12 protein-coding genes are annotated in these 12884 nt (G+C 72.7%); 4 read left to right on the top strand and 8 right to left on the bottom strand.

Going from position 1 to position 12884, the window contains the following annotated elements:
• Positions 1-17 precede the first annotated feature (17 nt).
• The 4 genes from ACOKGD_RS00580 to ACOKGD_RS00565 form a co-directional block, all read right to left on the bottom strand.
• Positions 18-692 (bottom strand): IclR family transcriptional regulator domain-containing protein, encoded by a 675-nt coding sequence (locus tag ACOKGD_RS00580; RefSeq protein ID WP_342336086.1) that lies wholly within the window; start codon positions 690-692, stop codon positions 18-20.
• 126 nt (positions 693-818) lie between these two features.
• Positions 819-1985 (bottom strand): thiolase family protein, encoded by a 1167-nt coding sequence (locus ACOKGD_RS00575; protein ID WP_342336085.1) that lies wholly within the window; start codon positions 1983-1985, stop codon positions 819-821.
• A gap of 51 nt (positions 1986-2036) precedes the next feature.
• Positions 2037-2675 carry a 3-oxoacid CoA-transferase subunit B gene (locus ACOKGD_RS00570; RefSeq protein ID WP_342336083.1) on the bottom strand — a complete coding sequence of 213 codons (639 nt, stop codon included), beginning with the start codon at positions 2673-2675 and terminating at the stop codon, positions 2037-2039.
• Positions 2672-3415, bottom strand: coding sequence for a 3-oxoacid CoA-transferase subunit A (locus ACOKGD_RS00565; protein WP_342336082.1), 744 nt, complete (start codon positions 3413-3415; stop codon positions 2672-2674). Before ACOKGD_RS00565 ends, ACOKGD_RS00570 begins: the two co-directional genes overlap by 4 nt.
• A 139-nt stretch (positions 3416-3554) precedes the next feature.
• Between ACOKGD_RS00565 and ACOKGD_RS00560 the strand changes: the two genes are divergently transcribed.
• Both ACOKGD_RS00560 and ACOKGD_RS00555 read left to right on the top strand, forming a co-directional pair.
• Positions 3555-4376 carry an SDR family oxidoreductase gene (locus ACOKGD_RS00560; RefSeq protein WP_342336080.1) on the top strand — a complete coding sequence of 274 codons (822 nt, stop codon included), beginning with the start codon at positions 3555-3557 and terminating at the stop codon, positions 4374-4376.
• Between the two features lie 22 nt (positions 4377-4398).
• Positions 4399-4698, top strand: a complete 300-nt coding sequence (locus ACOKGD_RS00555) for a Dabb family protein (RefSeq protein ID WP_342336079.1) — start codon at positions 4399-4401, stop codon at positions 4696-4698.
• A gap of 6 nt (positions 4699-4704) precedes the next feature.
• Here ACOKGD_RS00555 and ACOKGD_RS00550 read toward each other — a convergent pair whose 3' ends face one another.
• Positions 4705-5382: a substrate-binding domain-containing protein gene (locus ACOKGD_RS00550; RefSeq protein ID WP_342336077.1), complete on the bottom strand. Its 678-nt coding sequence runs from the start codon at positions 5380-5382 to the stop codon at positions 4705-4707.
• Between ACOKGD_RS00550 and ACOKGD_RS00545 the strand changes: the two genes are divergently transcribed.
• Positions 5381-5821, top strand: a complete 441-nt coding sequence (locus tag ACOKGD_RS00545) for a carbohydrate ABC transporter permease (RefSeq protein WP_342336076.1) — start codon at positions 5381-5383, stop codon at positions 5819-5821. The genes ACOKGD_RS00550 and ACOKGD_RS00545 overlap by 2 nt on opposite strands.
• Positions 5822-5845: 24 nt before the next feature.
• Here ACOKGD_RS00545 and ACOKGD_RS00540 read toward each other — a convergent pair whose 3' ends face one another.
• Both ACOKGD_RS00540 and ACOKGD_RS00535 read right to left on the bottom strand, forming a co-directional pair.
• Positions 5846-6568, bottom strand: coding sequence for a Pr6Pr family membrane protein (locus ACOKGD_RS00540; protein WP_342336075.1), 723 nt, complete (start codon positions 6566-6568; stop codon positions 5846-5848).
• Positions 6565-7947, bottom strand: a complete 1383-nt coding sequence (locus tag ACOKGD_RS00535; RefSeq protein ID WP_342336074.1) for a flavin monoamine oxidase family protein — start codon at positions 7945-7947, stop codon at positions 6565-6567. The genes ACOKGD_RS00540 and ACOKGD_RS00535 overlap by 4 nt, the downstream gene beginning before the upstream one ends.
• Before the next feature lie 193 nt (positions 7948-8140).
• Here ACOKGD_RS00535 and ACOKGD_RS00530 point away from each other — a divergent pair, with 193 nt between their 5' ends.
• Positions 8141-10606, top strand: a complete 2466-nt coding sequence (locus ACOKGD_RS00530) for a X2-like carbohydrate binding domain-containing protein (protein ID WP_342336073.1) — start codon at positions 8141-8143, stop codon at positions 10604-10606.
• A 52-nt stretch (positions 10607-10658) separates the two neighbouring features.
• Here ACOKGD_RS00530 and ACOKGD_RS00525 read toward each other — a convergent pair whose 3' ends face one another.
• Entirely contained in the window at positions 10659-12836 is a 2178-nt protein-coding gene (locus tag ACOKGD_RS00525; protein WP_342336458.1) for an alpha-galactosidase, read from the bottom strand.
• Positions 12837-12884: the final 48 nt, after the last annotated feature.

Below are 12884 nucleotides of genomic sequence, written 5' to 3'. Positions count from 1 at the left end.
GAAGCGACCCCGCCCGGTCAGACGTGCCGCAGCTCGGCGTCGATCGCGGCGGTCGTGCGCAGCAGCGCGGGGAGGTGCACCTCGTGCAGCGTCTCGAGGGGCACGAGGGTCGAGGACGTGGGGATGTTTACCGCGGCGATCACCCGCCCGTCGCGCCCGTGCAGCGGGGCGGCGACCGAGCGCAGCCCGGGCTCGAGGCCGGCCTCGACGATCGCCCAGCCCCGGGCGGCGATGTCGGCGTAGGCCGGGTCGCCCTCGGCGGCCAGCAGCACCCGGCCCATGCTCGTGTCGGCCGCCGGGAAGCGGGTGCCGATCAGGATCCCCACGCTCAGGATCCGGCGGACGGGCACGCGCGCGACGTAGACGATGTCGGATCCGTCGAGGACGGCGGCCGAGACGCTCTCGTCGACCTCGTGCGACAGGCGCTCGAGGTGCGGCTGCACGATCTCGGGCAGCGACAGCGCGGAGAGGTAGCTGAAGCCCAGCTCGAGCACCCGCGGCGTCAGGGCGAAGTCGCGGCCGTGGCTGCGCACGTACCCAAGGTGCTCCAGGGTGAGCAGGAACCGGCGCGCGGCGGCGCGGGTGAGCTCGGCCCTGGCCGCCACCTCGCTCAGCGTGAGGCGCGGGTGATCCTGATCGAAGGCGCGGATCACCGCCAGCCCGCGCGCGAAGGACTGGACGAACTCGGTCACAGGACCCCTCCGGTCTGGTCGTGGGCGGTCGCCCTCTCGGCGTTGACTAGTCTCCCGCGGGATCACTAGTCCAGGCGGGACCAGTAGTCCCGCCGAAGACTAGTCAACGCGTGGGGGCCGGGAGGGTCACCGCTCGAGCACCACCGCGAGGCCCTGGCCGACGCCGATGCAGAGGGTGGCGACCGCGACGCCGCCGCCCCGGCGGGCGAGCTCGTGGGCCGCGTGCGCGATGACGCGACCGCCGGACGCTCCGAGCGGGTGGCCGATCGCGAGCGCCCCGCCGTGGACGTTGACCTTCTCGGGGTCGATGTCCCACTGCCGGATGCACGCGAGGCTCTGCGACGCGAACGCCTCGTTCAGCTCGACCACGTCGACGTCGGCCCACGTCCGCCCCGCGCGGGCGAGGGCCTTGTTGGCGGCCTCGACGGGCGCGACGCCGAACAGATCCGGCTCGTTGCCGTGCACCCCGCGCCCCGCGATGCGCGCGAGGGGCTCGCCGTCGATGGCCCCCTCGGCGCCGAGCAGCACCGCCGAGGCGCCGTCGTTGATCGAGGACGAGTTGCCTGCCGTGACCGTGCCGTCGGCGGCGAAGAGCGCCTTGAGCGTCGCGAGCTTCTCGACCGTCGATCCGTCGCGGATCCCCTCGTCCCGCGCCAGCTCGGCCCCGGGCACCTGCACGATCTCGGCGTCATAGGCCCCGGACGCCCACGCCTCGGCCGCGAGCGTGTGCGAGCGCACGGCGAAGCGATCCTGGTCCTCGCGCGAGATGCCGTAGACCTGCGCGAGCTTCTCGGCCGACTGCCCGTTCGAGATCGTCCACTCCTCCGGCAGCGCCGGGTTCACCATGCGCCAGCCGATCGAGGTGTTCCACATCGTCTGGTTGCCGACGGCGGGCCAGGGCTTCGAGGACTTCTCGACGACGAACGGCGCGCGGCTCATCGACTCGACACCTCCGGCCAGGACGACGCGGTGATCGCCCGCCTCGATGGCGCGCGATCCCTGGATCACGGCATCGAGGGAGGATCCGCAGAGCCGGTTGATCGTGGTGCCGGGCACCGTCACGGGGAAGCCCGCCAGCAGGGCCCCGAAGCGCGCCACGTTGCGGTTGTCTTCGCCGGCCTGGTTGGCGTCGCCGAAGATCACGTCCTCGATGAGCGCGGGATCCAGGCCGGTGCGCTCCACGATCGCCCGCATCACCACGGCGGCGAGGTCGTCGGGGCGGACGCCGGAGAGCGCCCCTCCCGCGCGGCCGAACGGGGTGCGGATGGCGTCGTAGATGAAGGTGCTGGTCATGGTGTGCCTCCCGGATGGTGCGGCTCGTGAGGGGATGAGGAGTGGGGCCGCTCAGCCGGCGGCGAGCGCGAGCCCCGTGAGCTGCGCCAGGCCCTCGACGGTGTTGTCGCCGAAGAGCTCGCGGACGCGGAAGCGGCCCTCCACGATGTCGAACACCGCGTGATCGGTGTAGACGCGGGTGACGCAGCCGACGCCGGTGAGCGGATAGGTGCACTCGGCGACGAGCTTCGACTCCCCCTGCTTGGTGAGCAGATCCGTCATGACGAAGACGTCCTTGGCGCCGATCGCGAGGTCCATCGCCCCGCCCACGGCCGGGATCGCGCCGGGCGCCCCGGTCGACCAGTTGGCGAGGTCGCCCGCCTGCGAGACCTGGAAGGCGCCGAGCACGCACACATCGAGGTGACCGCCTCGCATCATCGCGAACGAGTCGGCGTGATGGAAGTACGCGGCCCCCGCCTGGGCGGTGACGGGCTGCTTGCCCGCGTTGATGAGATCCGGATCGATGCGGCCGGGCTCGGGCGCCTCGCCCATGCCCAGCAGGCCGTTCTCGGTGTGGAGGATGATCTCCTGGTCGGCGGGCAGGAAGTTGGCGACCAGCGTCGGGGCGCCGATGCCGAGGTTCACGTACGCGCCCTCGGGGATGTCGGCGGCGATGCGCGCGGCGAGCTCGTCGCGGGTGATGGTGCTCATGCGGACGCCTCCTCGGCGATCGGGCGGCCCTCGATGTCGACGCCGCCGACGAACTCCCCGTCGCGCAGCCAGCGGCGGGATCCGACGGGGACGACGCGGTTCACGAAGATGCCGGGGGTGACGACGGCCTCGGGATCGAGCGCCCCGAGCTCGACCACCTCGTCGACCTGGACGATGGTCGTCGCGGCGGCGGTGGCCATGATCGGGCCGAAGTTGCGCGCGGTCTCGCGGTAGACCAGGTTGCCCCAGCGGTCGCCCTTCAGGGCGCTGACGAGCGCGTAGTCGGCCCGGATCGGGTACTCGAGGACGTAGCGGCGCCCGTCGATCTCGCGCTCCTCCTTGCCCTCGGCCAGCTGGGTGCCCACGCCCGTGGGCGAGAAGAAGGCGCCGATGCCCGCCCCCGCGGCGCGGATCCGCTCGGCGAGGTTGCCCTGCGGCACCAGCTCGAGCTCGATCTCGCCCGCACGGTAGAGACCGTCGAACACCCAGGAGTCGCTCTGGCGCGGGAACGAGCAGATGATCCTGCGCACGCGCCGGGCAGCCAGCAGCGCGGCAAGGCCCGTGTCGCCGTTGCCGGCGTTGTTGTTGACGATGGTCAGATCGCTCGCACCGTGCGCGATGAGCGCGTCGATCAGCTCGACGGGCTGACCCGCGCGACCGAAGCCGCCGATCATGATCGTCGAGCCGTCCTCGATGCCGGCCACGGCGTCCTCGACGCTCGCGACGGTCTTGTCGATCATCCGGCCTCCCGTTGTTCGCTCTGCGAACACAAGTTCGCATCTCGCACAACACTGTACGCGCGGGATCCGGATCAAGCCAGGGCCCCCGCCGACTGTCAAGGGTCTTCTTCCCGCTGCGCGCGACCGGTGGACTGTCGGCATGAGCGAACCGATGACCACTCCCCTCACCTTCGAGCCGTCGACAGCCATCGTCACCGCCTCCGATTCGGGCATCGGCCGCGCCACCGCCATCGCGCTGGCGCGCGCGGGCCTGGACGTGGGCATCACCTGGCACTCCGACGAGGAGGGCGCGCGCGAGACCGCCCGGCTCGTCGAGGCCGAGGGTGCGCGGGCCGTCGTCGCGCAGCTCGATCTGACGGACGTCCCCGCGTGCGGCGACGTCATCGACGGCCTCGCCGATGAGCTCGGCGGTGTGGACGTCTTCGTCAACAACGCCGGAACGGGCGACACCGTGCCGTTCCTCGAGGTCGACCTCGAGAGCTGGCGCAAGGTCGTCGTCACCGACCTGGAGGGGGCCTTCGTGGTGCTGCAGCGCGCCGCGCGGCGCATGGCGGCCGAGGGCCGCGGCGGGCGGATCATCGGCGTCACCAGCGTGCACGAGCACCAGCCGCTGATGGGGTCCTCGGCCTATGACGCCGCCAAGCACGGCCTGGGCGGGCTGCTGAAGACCATGGCGATCGAGCTCGCCGAGCACGGCATCACGGTGAACGCGGTGGCCCCGGGCCTCGTCGCGACCCCCATGACCGGGATCGACCCCGCCGACGCCGCGAGCACGCACCGCCCGGGAATTCCGCTGGGCCGCCCGGGTGTGCCGGACGAGATCGCCGCGGTGATCGCCTTCCTCGCCTCCCCCGGGTCGTCCTACGTCACGGGCGCCAGCTGGCCCGTCGACGGCGGCATGCTGCAGATGGGCCCGATGGCGGGCGCCGCGCTGGAGAGCGACGACTGGCGCCGCGTCTGACCCGCTCTGGGAGACTGACGGCATGTCGCTGCTGCACACCGTTGTGTTCACCCTCGCCCACGCCCCCGGATCCCCCGAGGAGGCGCGCTTCCTCGACGACGGGGTGCGGATCCTGACGGCGATCCCCGGGGTCCAGGACTTCACGGTGCGCGCGCAGGTGAGCCCCAAGAGCGACAAGCGCTGGCAGTTCGCGATGCGGTTCGAGGATCAGGCCGCCTACCATGCGTACGACCGCCATCCGGATCACCAGGCGTTCGTGGCCGAGCGCTGGCTCACCGAGGTGGCCGACTTCCAGGAGTACGACTTCGTCGACAGGGGCTGAGGCCGCTCAGCGCCCGCTTCGCGCCGCCGTGCTGCGGCGGACCGTCAGCGAGGTCGCGAGGTCGAGGTGCCGCGAGGCGGGGCTGCGGCCCTCGACCATCCCGAGCACGGTCTGCACGGCGATCGCCCCCATGCCGTCCAGGTGCTGGTGCACGGTGGTGAGCGGGGGCGTGGTCCACGCCGCCTGAGGGGTGTCGTCGAAGCCCGTGACGCTCAGCTCGTCCGGCACGCGGATGCCGAGCTCGTGCGCCGCCGCCAGCACACCCACGGCGATCTCGTCGTCGGCCGCCATGATGGCCGTCGGCCTGTCGGGCCCCGCGAGCAGCTCTCTCGCGTGCTGCGTGCCGGTGGCCACCTCGAAGGCGCCGGATCGGATCAGCGACGGGTCGACGGCGAGCCCGGCGGCGTTCAGCGCCGCCTGGTAGCCGTAGAGGCGATCCCGCGCCGCCTCGGACGTCTCGGGCCCGCCGATCCACGCGATCCTGCGGTGTCCGAGGTCGAGGAGATGCTGGGCCATCGCGCGTGAGCCGGCCCAGTTGCTCGACCCGACGCTCACCAGGTCTTCGCGGCGGGTGTCGACCGGATCCACGATGACGATCGGCAGGCCGGCCTCGCCGGCGGCGCCGATGAGGTCGTCCGGCTCGGCGATCGTCAGCCCGATCGGCACCATCCCGATGTTCGTCATGATGAACGAGTTCGGCTGGATCGACTCGCTGCTGGCCCTCGCGGTGCCCGGGCTCGTCGGAGCGTTCGGCGTGTTCTGGATGACGCAGTACCTGCAGGAGGCCCTGCCGTTCGAGCTCGTCGAGGCGGCGCGGATCGACGGGGCGTCGATGTTCCGCACGTTCTGGTCGATCGCCCTGCCGGCGGCGCGCCCCGCGGCCGCCACGCTCGCGCTGTTCACCTTCATCGGGTCGTGGAACAGCTTCTTCTGGCCGTCGGTCGTCATGCGCTCGCAGCTGACCATGCCGCTGGTGGTGCCGCAGCTCAAGGGCGCCTTCACCTCGGACACGGGGCTGGTGATGTCCGGCGTCTTCCTCGTCGCCGCCCCCCTGCTCATCGTGTTCGTCTTCGCCGGCCGCCAGCTGGTCGCGGGCGTGATGGCCGGCGCCGTGAAGGGCTGACGCCGCGCAGCGCCGCCGGAGCGATCAGGCCCCGGATCCCCTCGTCATCGCGGGGATCCGGGGCCTCGCCGTGCGACGGGCGAAGCGACGGCGCGAGAGCAGGACGAGCGTGGCGGACACCACCGCGAAGATGCCCAGCGCCGCACCGGTGGTGAGGGTGAACTCGACCGGACCGCTCACCTGACGCAGATCGAGGAAGTAGTACGGGTACCAGCCGATGACCGATCCGCGCCACATCGTCACGGCGCCCCAGATCACGGGGAAGGCCAGGACAATGGGCACCACCTTCCACGGCGCGGGCCGACGGCCCGCCGCGAACGCCCAGTCGACGATCGCGAACGCCGGGAGGAAGAAGTGCAGCAGCTGGTCGGACCAGGGCACGTCGATCCGGATCGCGCGCTCGCCCGCCTGCCAGACCAGGAAGCCGAAGACGATGCCGGCGGTGGTCGTCCAGCTGAGCGCGATGGTGCGCAGCATCACCAGCCACGGCGGATCCGTCATGCGGTGGAAGGCGTCGAACGCCGAGATGGTCCAGACGATGACGAAGAAGATGTTCGACTCCATCGTCAGGTAGGCGAGGAAGTTCTCGCCCGCGATCGTGTTCGACTCCAGGCCCCAGAACAGGCGGTGGACGAGCGCGATCGCGCACAGCCCCGCGATCGCCAGCCGGAAGCTGCCGGTGACGGTGGGATGCCACCAGCTGAGCGCCGCGACGCGCCGCCACCGGCGGGTGCGATCGGGCGTCACCGTGCCGCGGGGGTGAACGGCGCGAGCGAGGCGAGGGCCTGGGCGACGGCGTCGTCGTCCGAGAGCTTCGCGAACGCCCGGGCGGCCTCGCCGCCGACCCGGCCGACGAGGATGCTCTCGCCCGTGGACGGCTGGAGGTTGATCCAGCTGCGGATCGTCGCCTCGCCGCCGACGACGTGCCAGAGGGCGGCGTCCGTCTCCCAGAAGGGCTCGTCGAAGCGCAGCCAGATGGTCTCGACGTCGCCCATGCCCAGCGCCGCGATCGCGCCGCGGTGCGAGAACGGCAGGGCCGGCTCGAACTCGATGCCCTCGTCCTTGAGCACACCGAGCGGCACGGTGATCACCACGCGATCGACCGACAGCGCCTCGCCGGTGCCCAGCCGCAGGCTGACGCCCGTGTCGTCGTAGGCCACGCCCACGACGGTCGTCGAGCGCAGCAGCTTGAGGTCGCCGAGCGGTGTGGTCACCAGCGACGCGACCTCGCCGGTGACGGCCTCGAGGTCGGCCTCGGGCGCGGCGGGCGGGAACCAGGCGGACTGCTCGGCGGCATCCGCGCCGGTGGTGGCCGCGAGCAGCGACAGGAAGGCGGCGGTCGCCGGATCCTCCGGGTCGGCGCCCGATTCGGCCAGCGCATCGAGAAGCGTCGGGTCGGCGGGGCGCGGGGCGGCCCACGCCACGGCGGCCTCCAGCGGGGCCGCGGTCGGGACGTCGACGGCGCCGTCGGGCGACAGCGCCGCCTCGTCCGCGAGCGTCGCCGTGTCCACGTCGTGCGCGGTCAGGCGCGCGCGCAGGCCGGCGTCGTCGTCGGGCCCGAACAGCCACGAGCCGAGCTGGGGCGGGACCGGCCACGCGTCGTCGGCGACGGTGTGCAGGCGGCCGCCGACGCGGTCGCGCGCCTCGATGACGGTCACCTCGAAGCCGGCATCGGCCAGGCGGCGGGCGGCGATCGCGCCGGCGAGGCCCGCGCCGACGACGGCGATCCGCTCGCCGTTCGCCGCGGCGATCCCGACCTGCTCGGCGACCCGCTCGCCCGAGGCGAAGGCGCCGTCGAGGGTTCCGGGCCGCTCGGACGTGGCCTCGCCCGCGAGGAAGACGCGGCCCTCGACCGGGCGGGCGAGCGTCTCGCGGTCTGCGGGGCTGGCGCCCGCGGGGGTGAAGCTCATCGCGCCGCGCGCGTACGGGTCGGTGGCCCAGCTCGAGCGCACGAAGGCGGCCGGCGCGGCGGTCGGCCCCGTGGGGGCGGGCCCCGCCGTGGTGGGCACCGGTGTGGGCGCGGCGGTGGTGGGCCGGGGCGTCGGCTCGGGCGTGCAGGCGGCGAGCAGAACGGCGACGGCGCCGCTTCCGGCACCGACGAGGAAGGTGCGGCGCGAGATCCCCATGGTCGAACCAGGGTATCCCCCGGCCTCGGTGAGGCCGGTCCGCCGCTTGTTTTCCCGCGTGAAGCAATCCGCGCCGAGCCCTTGCGGGCGGACGGGATCTGTGGTTATTTGACGGTGTCAAATAAGACGCCAGCGTCCGGAACAGTGCCGTTCCGAGCCCGTTCGGGCGCGCTTCCCCGAGATGGAGAGCACGATGTCACGCCCCCTTTCCCCTCCGCGCCGACGCGCCGCCGCGCTCGCGCTGACCGGCCTCGCCGCGCTCGGCCTCGTCGTCGGCGCGGTCGCGCCCGCGAGCGCCGCGACGACCGGCAAGCCGACCCCCGCCCCCACGGGACCGGCGGCCCCCGACCCGATCCCCCGCGTCGCCGAGGGCGACCTCGCGACCGCGCCGTACATGGGCTGGAGCAGCTACAGCCTGCAGGTCTACACCGGCGAGAACCACATCATCGACGCCGACCAGATCATCGCGCAGTCCGATGCGATGCACGACAAGCTGCAGCAGTTCGGCTACAACCGCATCAACATCGACGCCGCCTGGAACGACGGCTTCGACGCCCACGGGCGCCCGACCCCCAGCGCCGAGCACTACCCCGACGGCCTGCAGACGGTGATCGACCACGTGCACGCGAACGGCCAGGAGATCGGGCTGTACTTCATCCCGGGCGTGGGCCCCGAGGTGTACGAGGCGGCCCTGCCGGTGTGGAACGCCCCCGGCTGCACCACGCACGACATCGCCAAGCAGCCGCTGACCAAGGCCGACTACTGGGGCATCGGCTACGCGCTCGACTTCGAGAACCCCTGCACGACCGCGTACATCGAGTCGATGGCGGCGATGCTCGAGGACTGGGGCGTCGACTTCGTCAAGTTCGACAGCGTGACCCCCGGATCCGGCATCTCGGACCTGTCCATCGACGCGCGCGCCGACGTGGCGGCGTGGTCGAAGGCGCTCCACAGCCGCGGCATCTGGTTCGAGCTGTCGTGGGCGCTCGACCCGGCCTACGCGGACTACTGGCGCGAGCACGCCGACGGCTGGCGGGTGGACTGGGACGTCGAGTGCTACTGCGAGAACGACGCGATGGTGTCGTGGCAGACGATCTCGCGCACCTTCGGGAAGGCCGAAGAGTGGTGGCGGCACACCGGCCCGGGCGGCTTCGCCGACTTCGACTCGCTGAACGTCGGCAACGGCCGCATGGACGGGCTCACCGCCGACGAGCGCCGCACGGCGGCGACGCTGTGGGCCATGCAGGCCGCGCAGTTCTTCACGGGCGACGACCTCACGCGGCTCGACAAGCTGGGCATCGAGCTGCTCACCAACAAGGAGGTCATCGCGATCGACCAGGCGGGCATCCCCGCCCACCCGGTCTCGTCCGACACGAAGCGCCCCGTATGGGCCTCGCTGCAGGACGACGGCTCCTACGCGGTCGCCCTGTACAACCTCGGCACGTCGGCCGCCGACATCACCGTCGACTGGACATCGATCGGCCTCGCCGACGGCAAGAACAAGGTGCGCGACGTGTGGGCGCGCAAGGACATCGGCACGCACACAACCGGCTACACCGCCGATGCGGTGCCGCCGCACGGCGTGCGGCTGCTGCGGGTGACCCCGCCGCGGGGTGTCGAGTCGACCGTCAACGGCGACGCGATCCAGGTCGGCTACAGCGGCGACTGGCACCGCAGCGGCGGCGACGAGGTCGCGGCGACGTCGCAGGATCTCGCGGTGTCGGTGCTCGCGCCGGGCGAGGAGGCGCCGGCCGCCGGCGACACCTCCCACCGCATCGTCACGCTCAATGACACGTCGCCCGAGATCGCCTACTCGGGCAGCTGGAACCACAGCACGGGCCGCGGGGTCGGCGACCACGAGAACGACGTGCACTGGACGGAGAAGGTCGGCGACAGCGTCTCGCTGACGTTCCGCGGCACCGGCATCCGGTACATCACCGAGAAGGACGAGTCGCAGGGCCGCGCCACGGTCACGCTCGACGGCGAGGCCGCCGGCACCGCCGACGCCTCGCTGCCGGCCGGCACCGCTCGCCAGGCGCAGCAGGTGGTGTGGTCGGCCACGGGCCTCGACGACGGCGAGCACACCGTGACCCTCACGATGCAGGACGGCAGGTTCATGCTGCTGGACCGCTTCGACATCGAGCAGGTTAACCTCCTCGACCCGAACGCGATCGCCGTCCCGCAGGGGGCGGCCGAGGCGACCCGGATCGCGCTGGGCCGCGACGCCGGCGAGCTCACGGGAATCGCGAACGGCACCACCGCGCTGAAGGCGGGCGTCGACTGGACGATCGACGGCGGTGACGTCGTCCTGTCGGCGGCGTACCTGTCGTCGCTCAAGGCCGGCCAGACCGCGCTGCGCTTCTCGTTCCGCGGCGACGTCGCCGACGACGTCCAGACCGCCTCGGGCGAGGCGTGGACCGACCTGACGTTCACGGGCACCGGCGTGACGTGGATCGCGCCGACCGCCCCGGATCAGGGCGAGGTGCGGGTCTTCATCGACGGGAAGCTGGTGAAGACGGTCGACACGCACGCCGACACCCGCCGCACGCAGCAGGAGCTGTACGCGGTGAGCGGCCTGAAGCGCGGCGAGCACCGCATCGTCGTGCAGAAGGCGACGGGCGACGTCATCCGCAGCGACGCGTTCCGCTTCACCCGCTAGGGCGCACGCGAGAGGGCGGGCCGGGATCCCCGGCCCGCCCTCTTCGTGCGCCTCAGGCGGCGGTGAGCTCGAGCACGAGACCCGAGGCGGGCTGCAGCACGGGCATCGGCAGGCCGGCGGCGGCGAGCACCGATCCGGGCACGCGGAACCCGTCCGCGCCGCGGGCGTGCTCGACCCAGGCGGGCTCGCCGCCGTGCAGCGCGGTGGGCCCGAAGGCGTCGGGCAGGCGCACGACGTAGTCGCGGTCGGCCACGAGCCCCGGGAACGGCACCCGGGCGCCCTGCGGCCCCGCCGAGCTGGCGAGCCGCACCCACGCGAACAGCGCGGCGGATCCGTCGTCGGCGATCGTGCCGTGCAGGAGCGTCTGGGGATCCGGGAGGTCGGCGTGCACCCGACGGCCCCCGTGCAGCAGCTCGCGCCGCGAGACGACGAACGAGATCCAGGCCGCGAGGCGATCGAGGTCCTCGTCGTCGCACGACGTGATGTCCCACTCGATGCCCGGCGCCGCGAAGGCGGCCGTCACCAGGCGGAAAGAGAGGTCGGTCGCCCGGTGCGTGGTGTGCGCCCGCTCGGCGCCGACGTGCGAGCCCAGCAGCTCGGGCGGCAGCAGGATCTCGCTCCAGCGCTGGATGTCCTGGCGCTCGACGGGATCGTTGCAGTCGGAGGTCCACACCCGCTCGGTGCGCTCGAGGATCCCGAGGTCGATGCGGCCGCCCCCCGAGGCGCAGCTCTCGATCTCGAGGCGCGGGTGACGGCGATGCAGCTCGTCGAGCATCGCGTAGAGGGCGAGGGTCTGGCGGCGCACCCCCGGCCGGTCGCCGCGTGGGTCGCGAGCGACGGCCTCGTGGAGCTCTCGGTTGTGATCCCACTTGATGTAGTCGATGTCGTAGCGCGACACGAGGCCCGAGATCGCGTCGAGCAGGTACGCGTAGGCGTCCGGGTGCGCGATGTCGAGCACGTGCTGGTTGCGGAAGCTCGCGCCGACGCCGGCCGACGGCGCGAGCAGCCACTCGGGGTGCTCGCGGGCCACGTCGGAGTCGAGGTTGACCATCTCGGGCTCGAACCAGAGCCCGAACTCCATGCCGGCCTCGCGCGTCCGCGTCACGATCGGGTCGAGGCCGTCGGGCCAGATCCCGGTGTCGATCTGCCAGTCGCCGAGCCCGGCGCTGTCGTCGCGGCGTCCGCGGAACCAGCCGTCGTCGAGCACGATCCGCTCGACGCCGATGCGGGCGGCACGGTCGACGAGCTCGCCCAGGCGCGCCATGTCGTGATCGAAGTACACGGCCTCCCAGGTGTTCAGGACGACCGGCTGGCGTCGCTCGCGCGGTCGCCGGGTGCGCATCCGCTGGTGGAAGCGGTCGGCGAGACCATCGGTCCCGGCGTCCGACCAGGCGAACAGCACGGCGGGGGCGTCGTAGCGCTCGCCCGGGGCGAGGCGCACCTCGCCGGCGCGCAGCAGCTCGCCGCCGCCGAGCACCGCGCCGAGCGCCCCGGCGCCTTCGGGCAGGCGCTGCGCGATCCACCGCTGGTCGCCGCTCCACGCGACGTGCACGGCCCACACCTCGCCGGCCCGGTGCGCGAAGCCGGGCGTGCCGGCGACGAGCAGATACGGCGAGTCGAGGCCGGGCTTGCCGCGCCGCACCTCGCGCACGTGCGCGCCGTCGACGAGCGGAAGCCGCTGCGGGGCGCGCTCGCGGCTCCAGCGCCCGCTGAAGTCGAGCAGCTCGGTGGCGCGGGCGGGGATCGGCACGAGCGCGGTGAGGTGCGCGAGGTCGAACGGCTCGCCGCCCTCGGCGGCGGAGGCGACCGACCACTGCACACTCAGCACGCCGGTGGGCTCGAGCTCGAACTCCGCGATCAGCTCGAGGCCGGCGACCTCGTCGCGCAGGACGCAGCGGACGAGCCCGCCGTCGTCTCCCCGCGCGTCCACCTCGGCCGCGGCCAGCACCGGCCGCGGCGTCGTCGCCGTCCCCGCGCGGTGCCCCTCGAGGCCCGGGAAGCCCGACCACGTGTCGCGCTCCGTCGGGAGGATCGTGAGCGTCCTCGTCGCCTCCGGCGAGTTGGCCACCCGCGCGGTCTGGGCCGAGTGCCGCAGAGCACCGACCCCGTCGCGACCCAGCGGCCCCAGATCCTGACCCCAGTGCAGGATCTGGGGCGCGTCGCCCTGCAGATCCATCACCAGCGCCACCCCAGCGGCTCGCAGCACCGCGTAACCCGCCTCAGCGGACATCGTGACCACCCCGTCTCGATTTTATTGACAGCAGAAACTTACTGTTTA

This window comes from Microbacterium phosphatis (assembly GCF_049177115.1).
Taxonomy (GTDB): Bacteria; Actinomycetota; Actinomycetes; order Actinomycetales; family Microbacteriaceae; genus Microbacterium; species Microbacterium phosphatis.
Note: the sequence above shows the minus strand (reverse complement) of the source record. Positions and strands in the feature narration are given on the sequence as shown.

Coding starts and splice junctions, on each gene's coding strand:
- ACOKGD_RS00575 (WP_342336085.1), bottom strand. CDS start 1,985: ATGACCAGCACCTTCATCTACGACGCCATCCGCACCCCGTTCGGCCGC.
- ACOKGD_RS00570 (WP_342336083.1), bottom strand. CDS start 2,675: ATGAGCACCATCACCCGCGACGAGCTCGCCGCGCGCATCGCCGCCGAC.
- ACOKGD_RS00565 (WP_342336082.1), bottom strand. CDS start 3,415: ATGATCGACAAGACCGTCGCGAGCGTCGAGGACGCCGTGGCCGGCATC.
- ACOKGD_RS00560 (WP_342336080.1), top strand. CDS start 3,555: ATGAGCGAACCGATGACCACTCCCCTCACCTTCGAGCCGTCGACAGCC.
- ACOKGD_RS00555 (WP_342336079.1), top strand. CDS start 4,399: ATGTCGCTGCTGCACACCGTTGTGTTCACCCTCGCCCACGCCCCCGGA.
- ACOKGD_RS00545 (WP_342336076.1), top strand. CDS start 5,381: ATGATGAACGAGTTCGGCTGGATCGACTCGCTGCTGGCCCTCGCGGTG.
- ACOKGD_RS00550 (WP_342336077.1), bottom strand. CDS start 5,382: ATGACGAACATCGGGATGGTGCCGATCGGGCTGACGATCGCCGAGCCG.
- ACOKGD_RS00535 (WP_342336074.1), bottom strand. CDS start 7,947: ATGGGGATCTCGCGCCGCACCTTCCTCGTCGGTGCCGGAAGCGGCGCC.
- ACOKGD_RS00530 (WP_342336073.1), top strand. CDS start 8,141: ATGTCACGCCCCCTTTCCCCTCCGCGCCGACGCGCCGCCGCGCTCGCG.
- ACOKGD_RS00525 (WP_342336458.1), bottom strand. CDS start 12,836: ATGTCCGCTGAGGCGGGTTACGCGGTGCTGCGAGCCGCTGGGGTGGCG.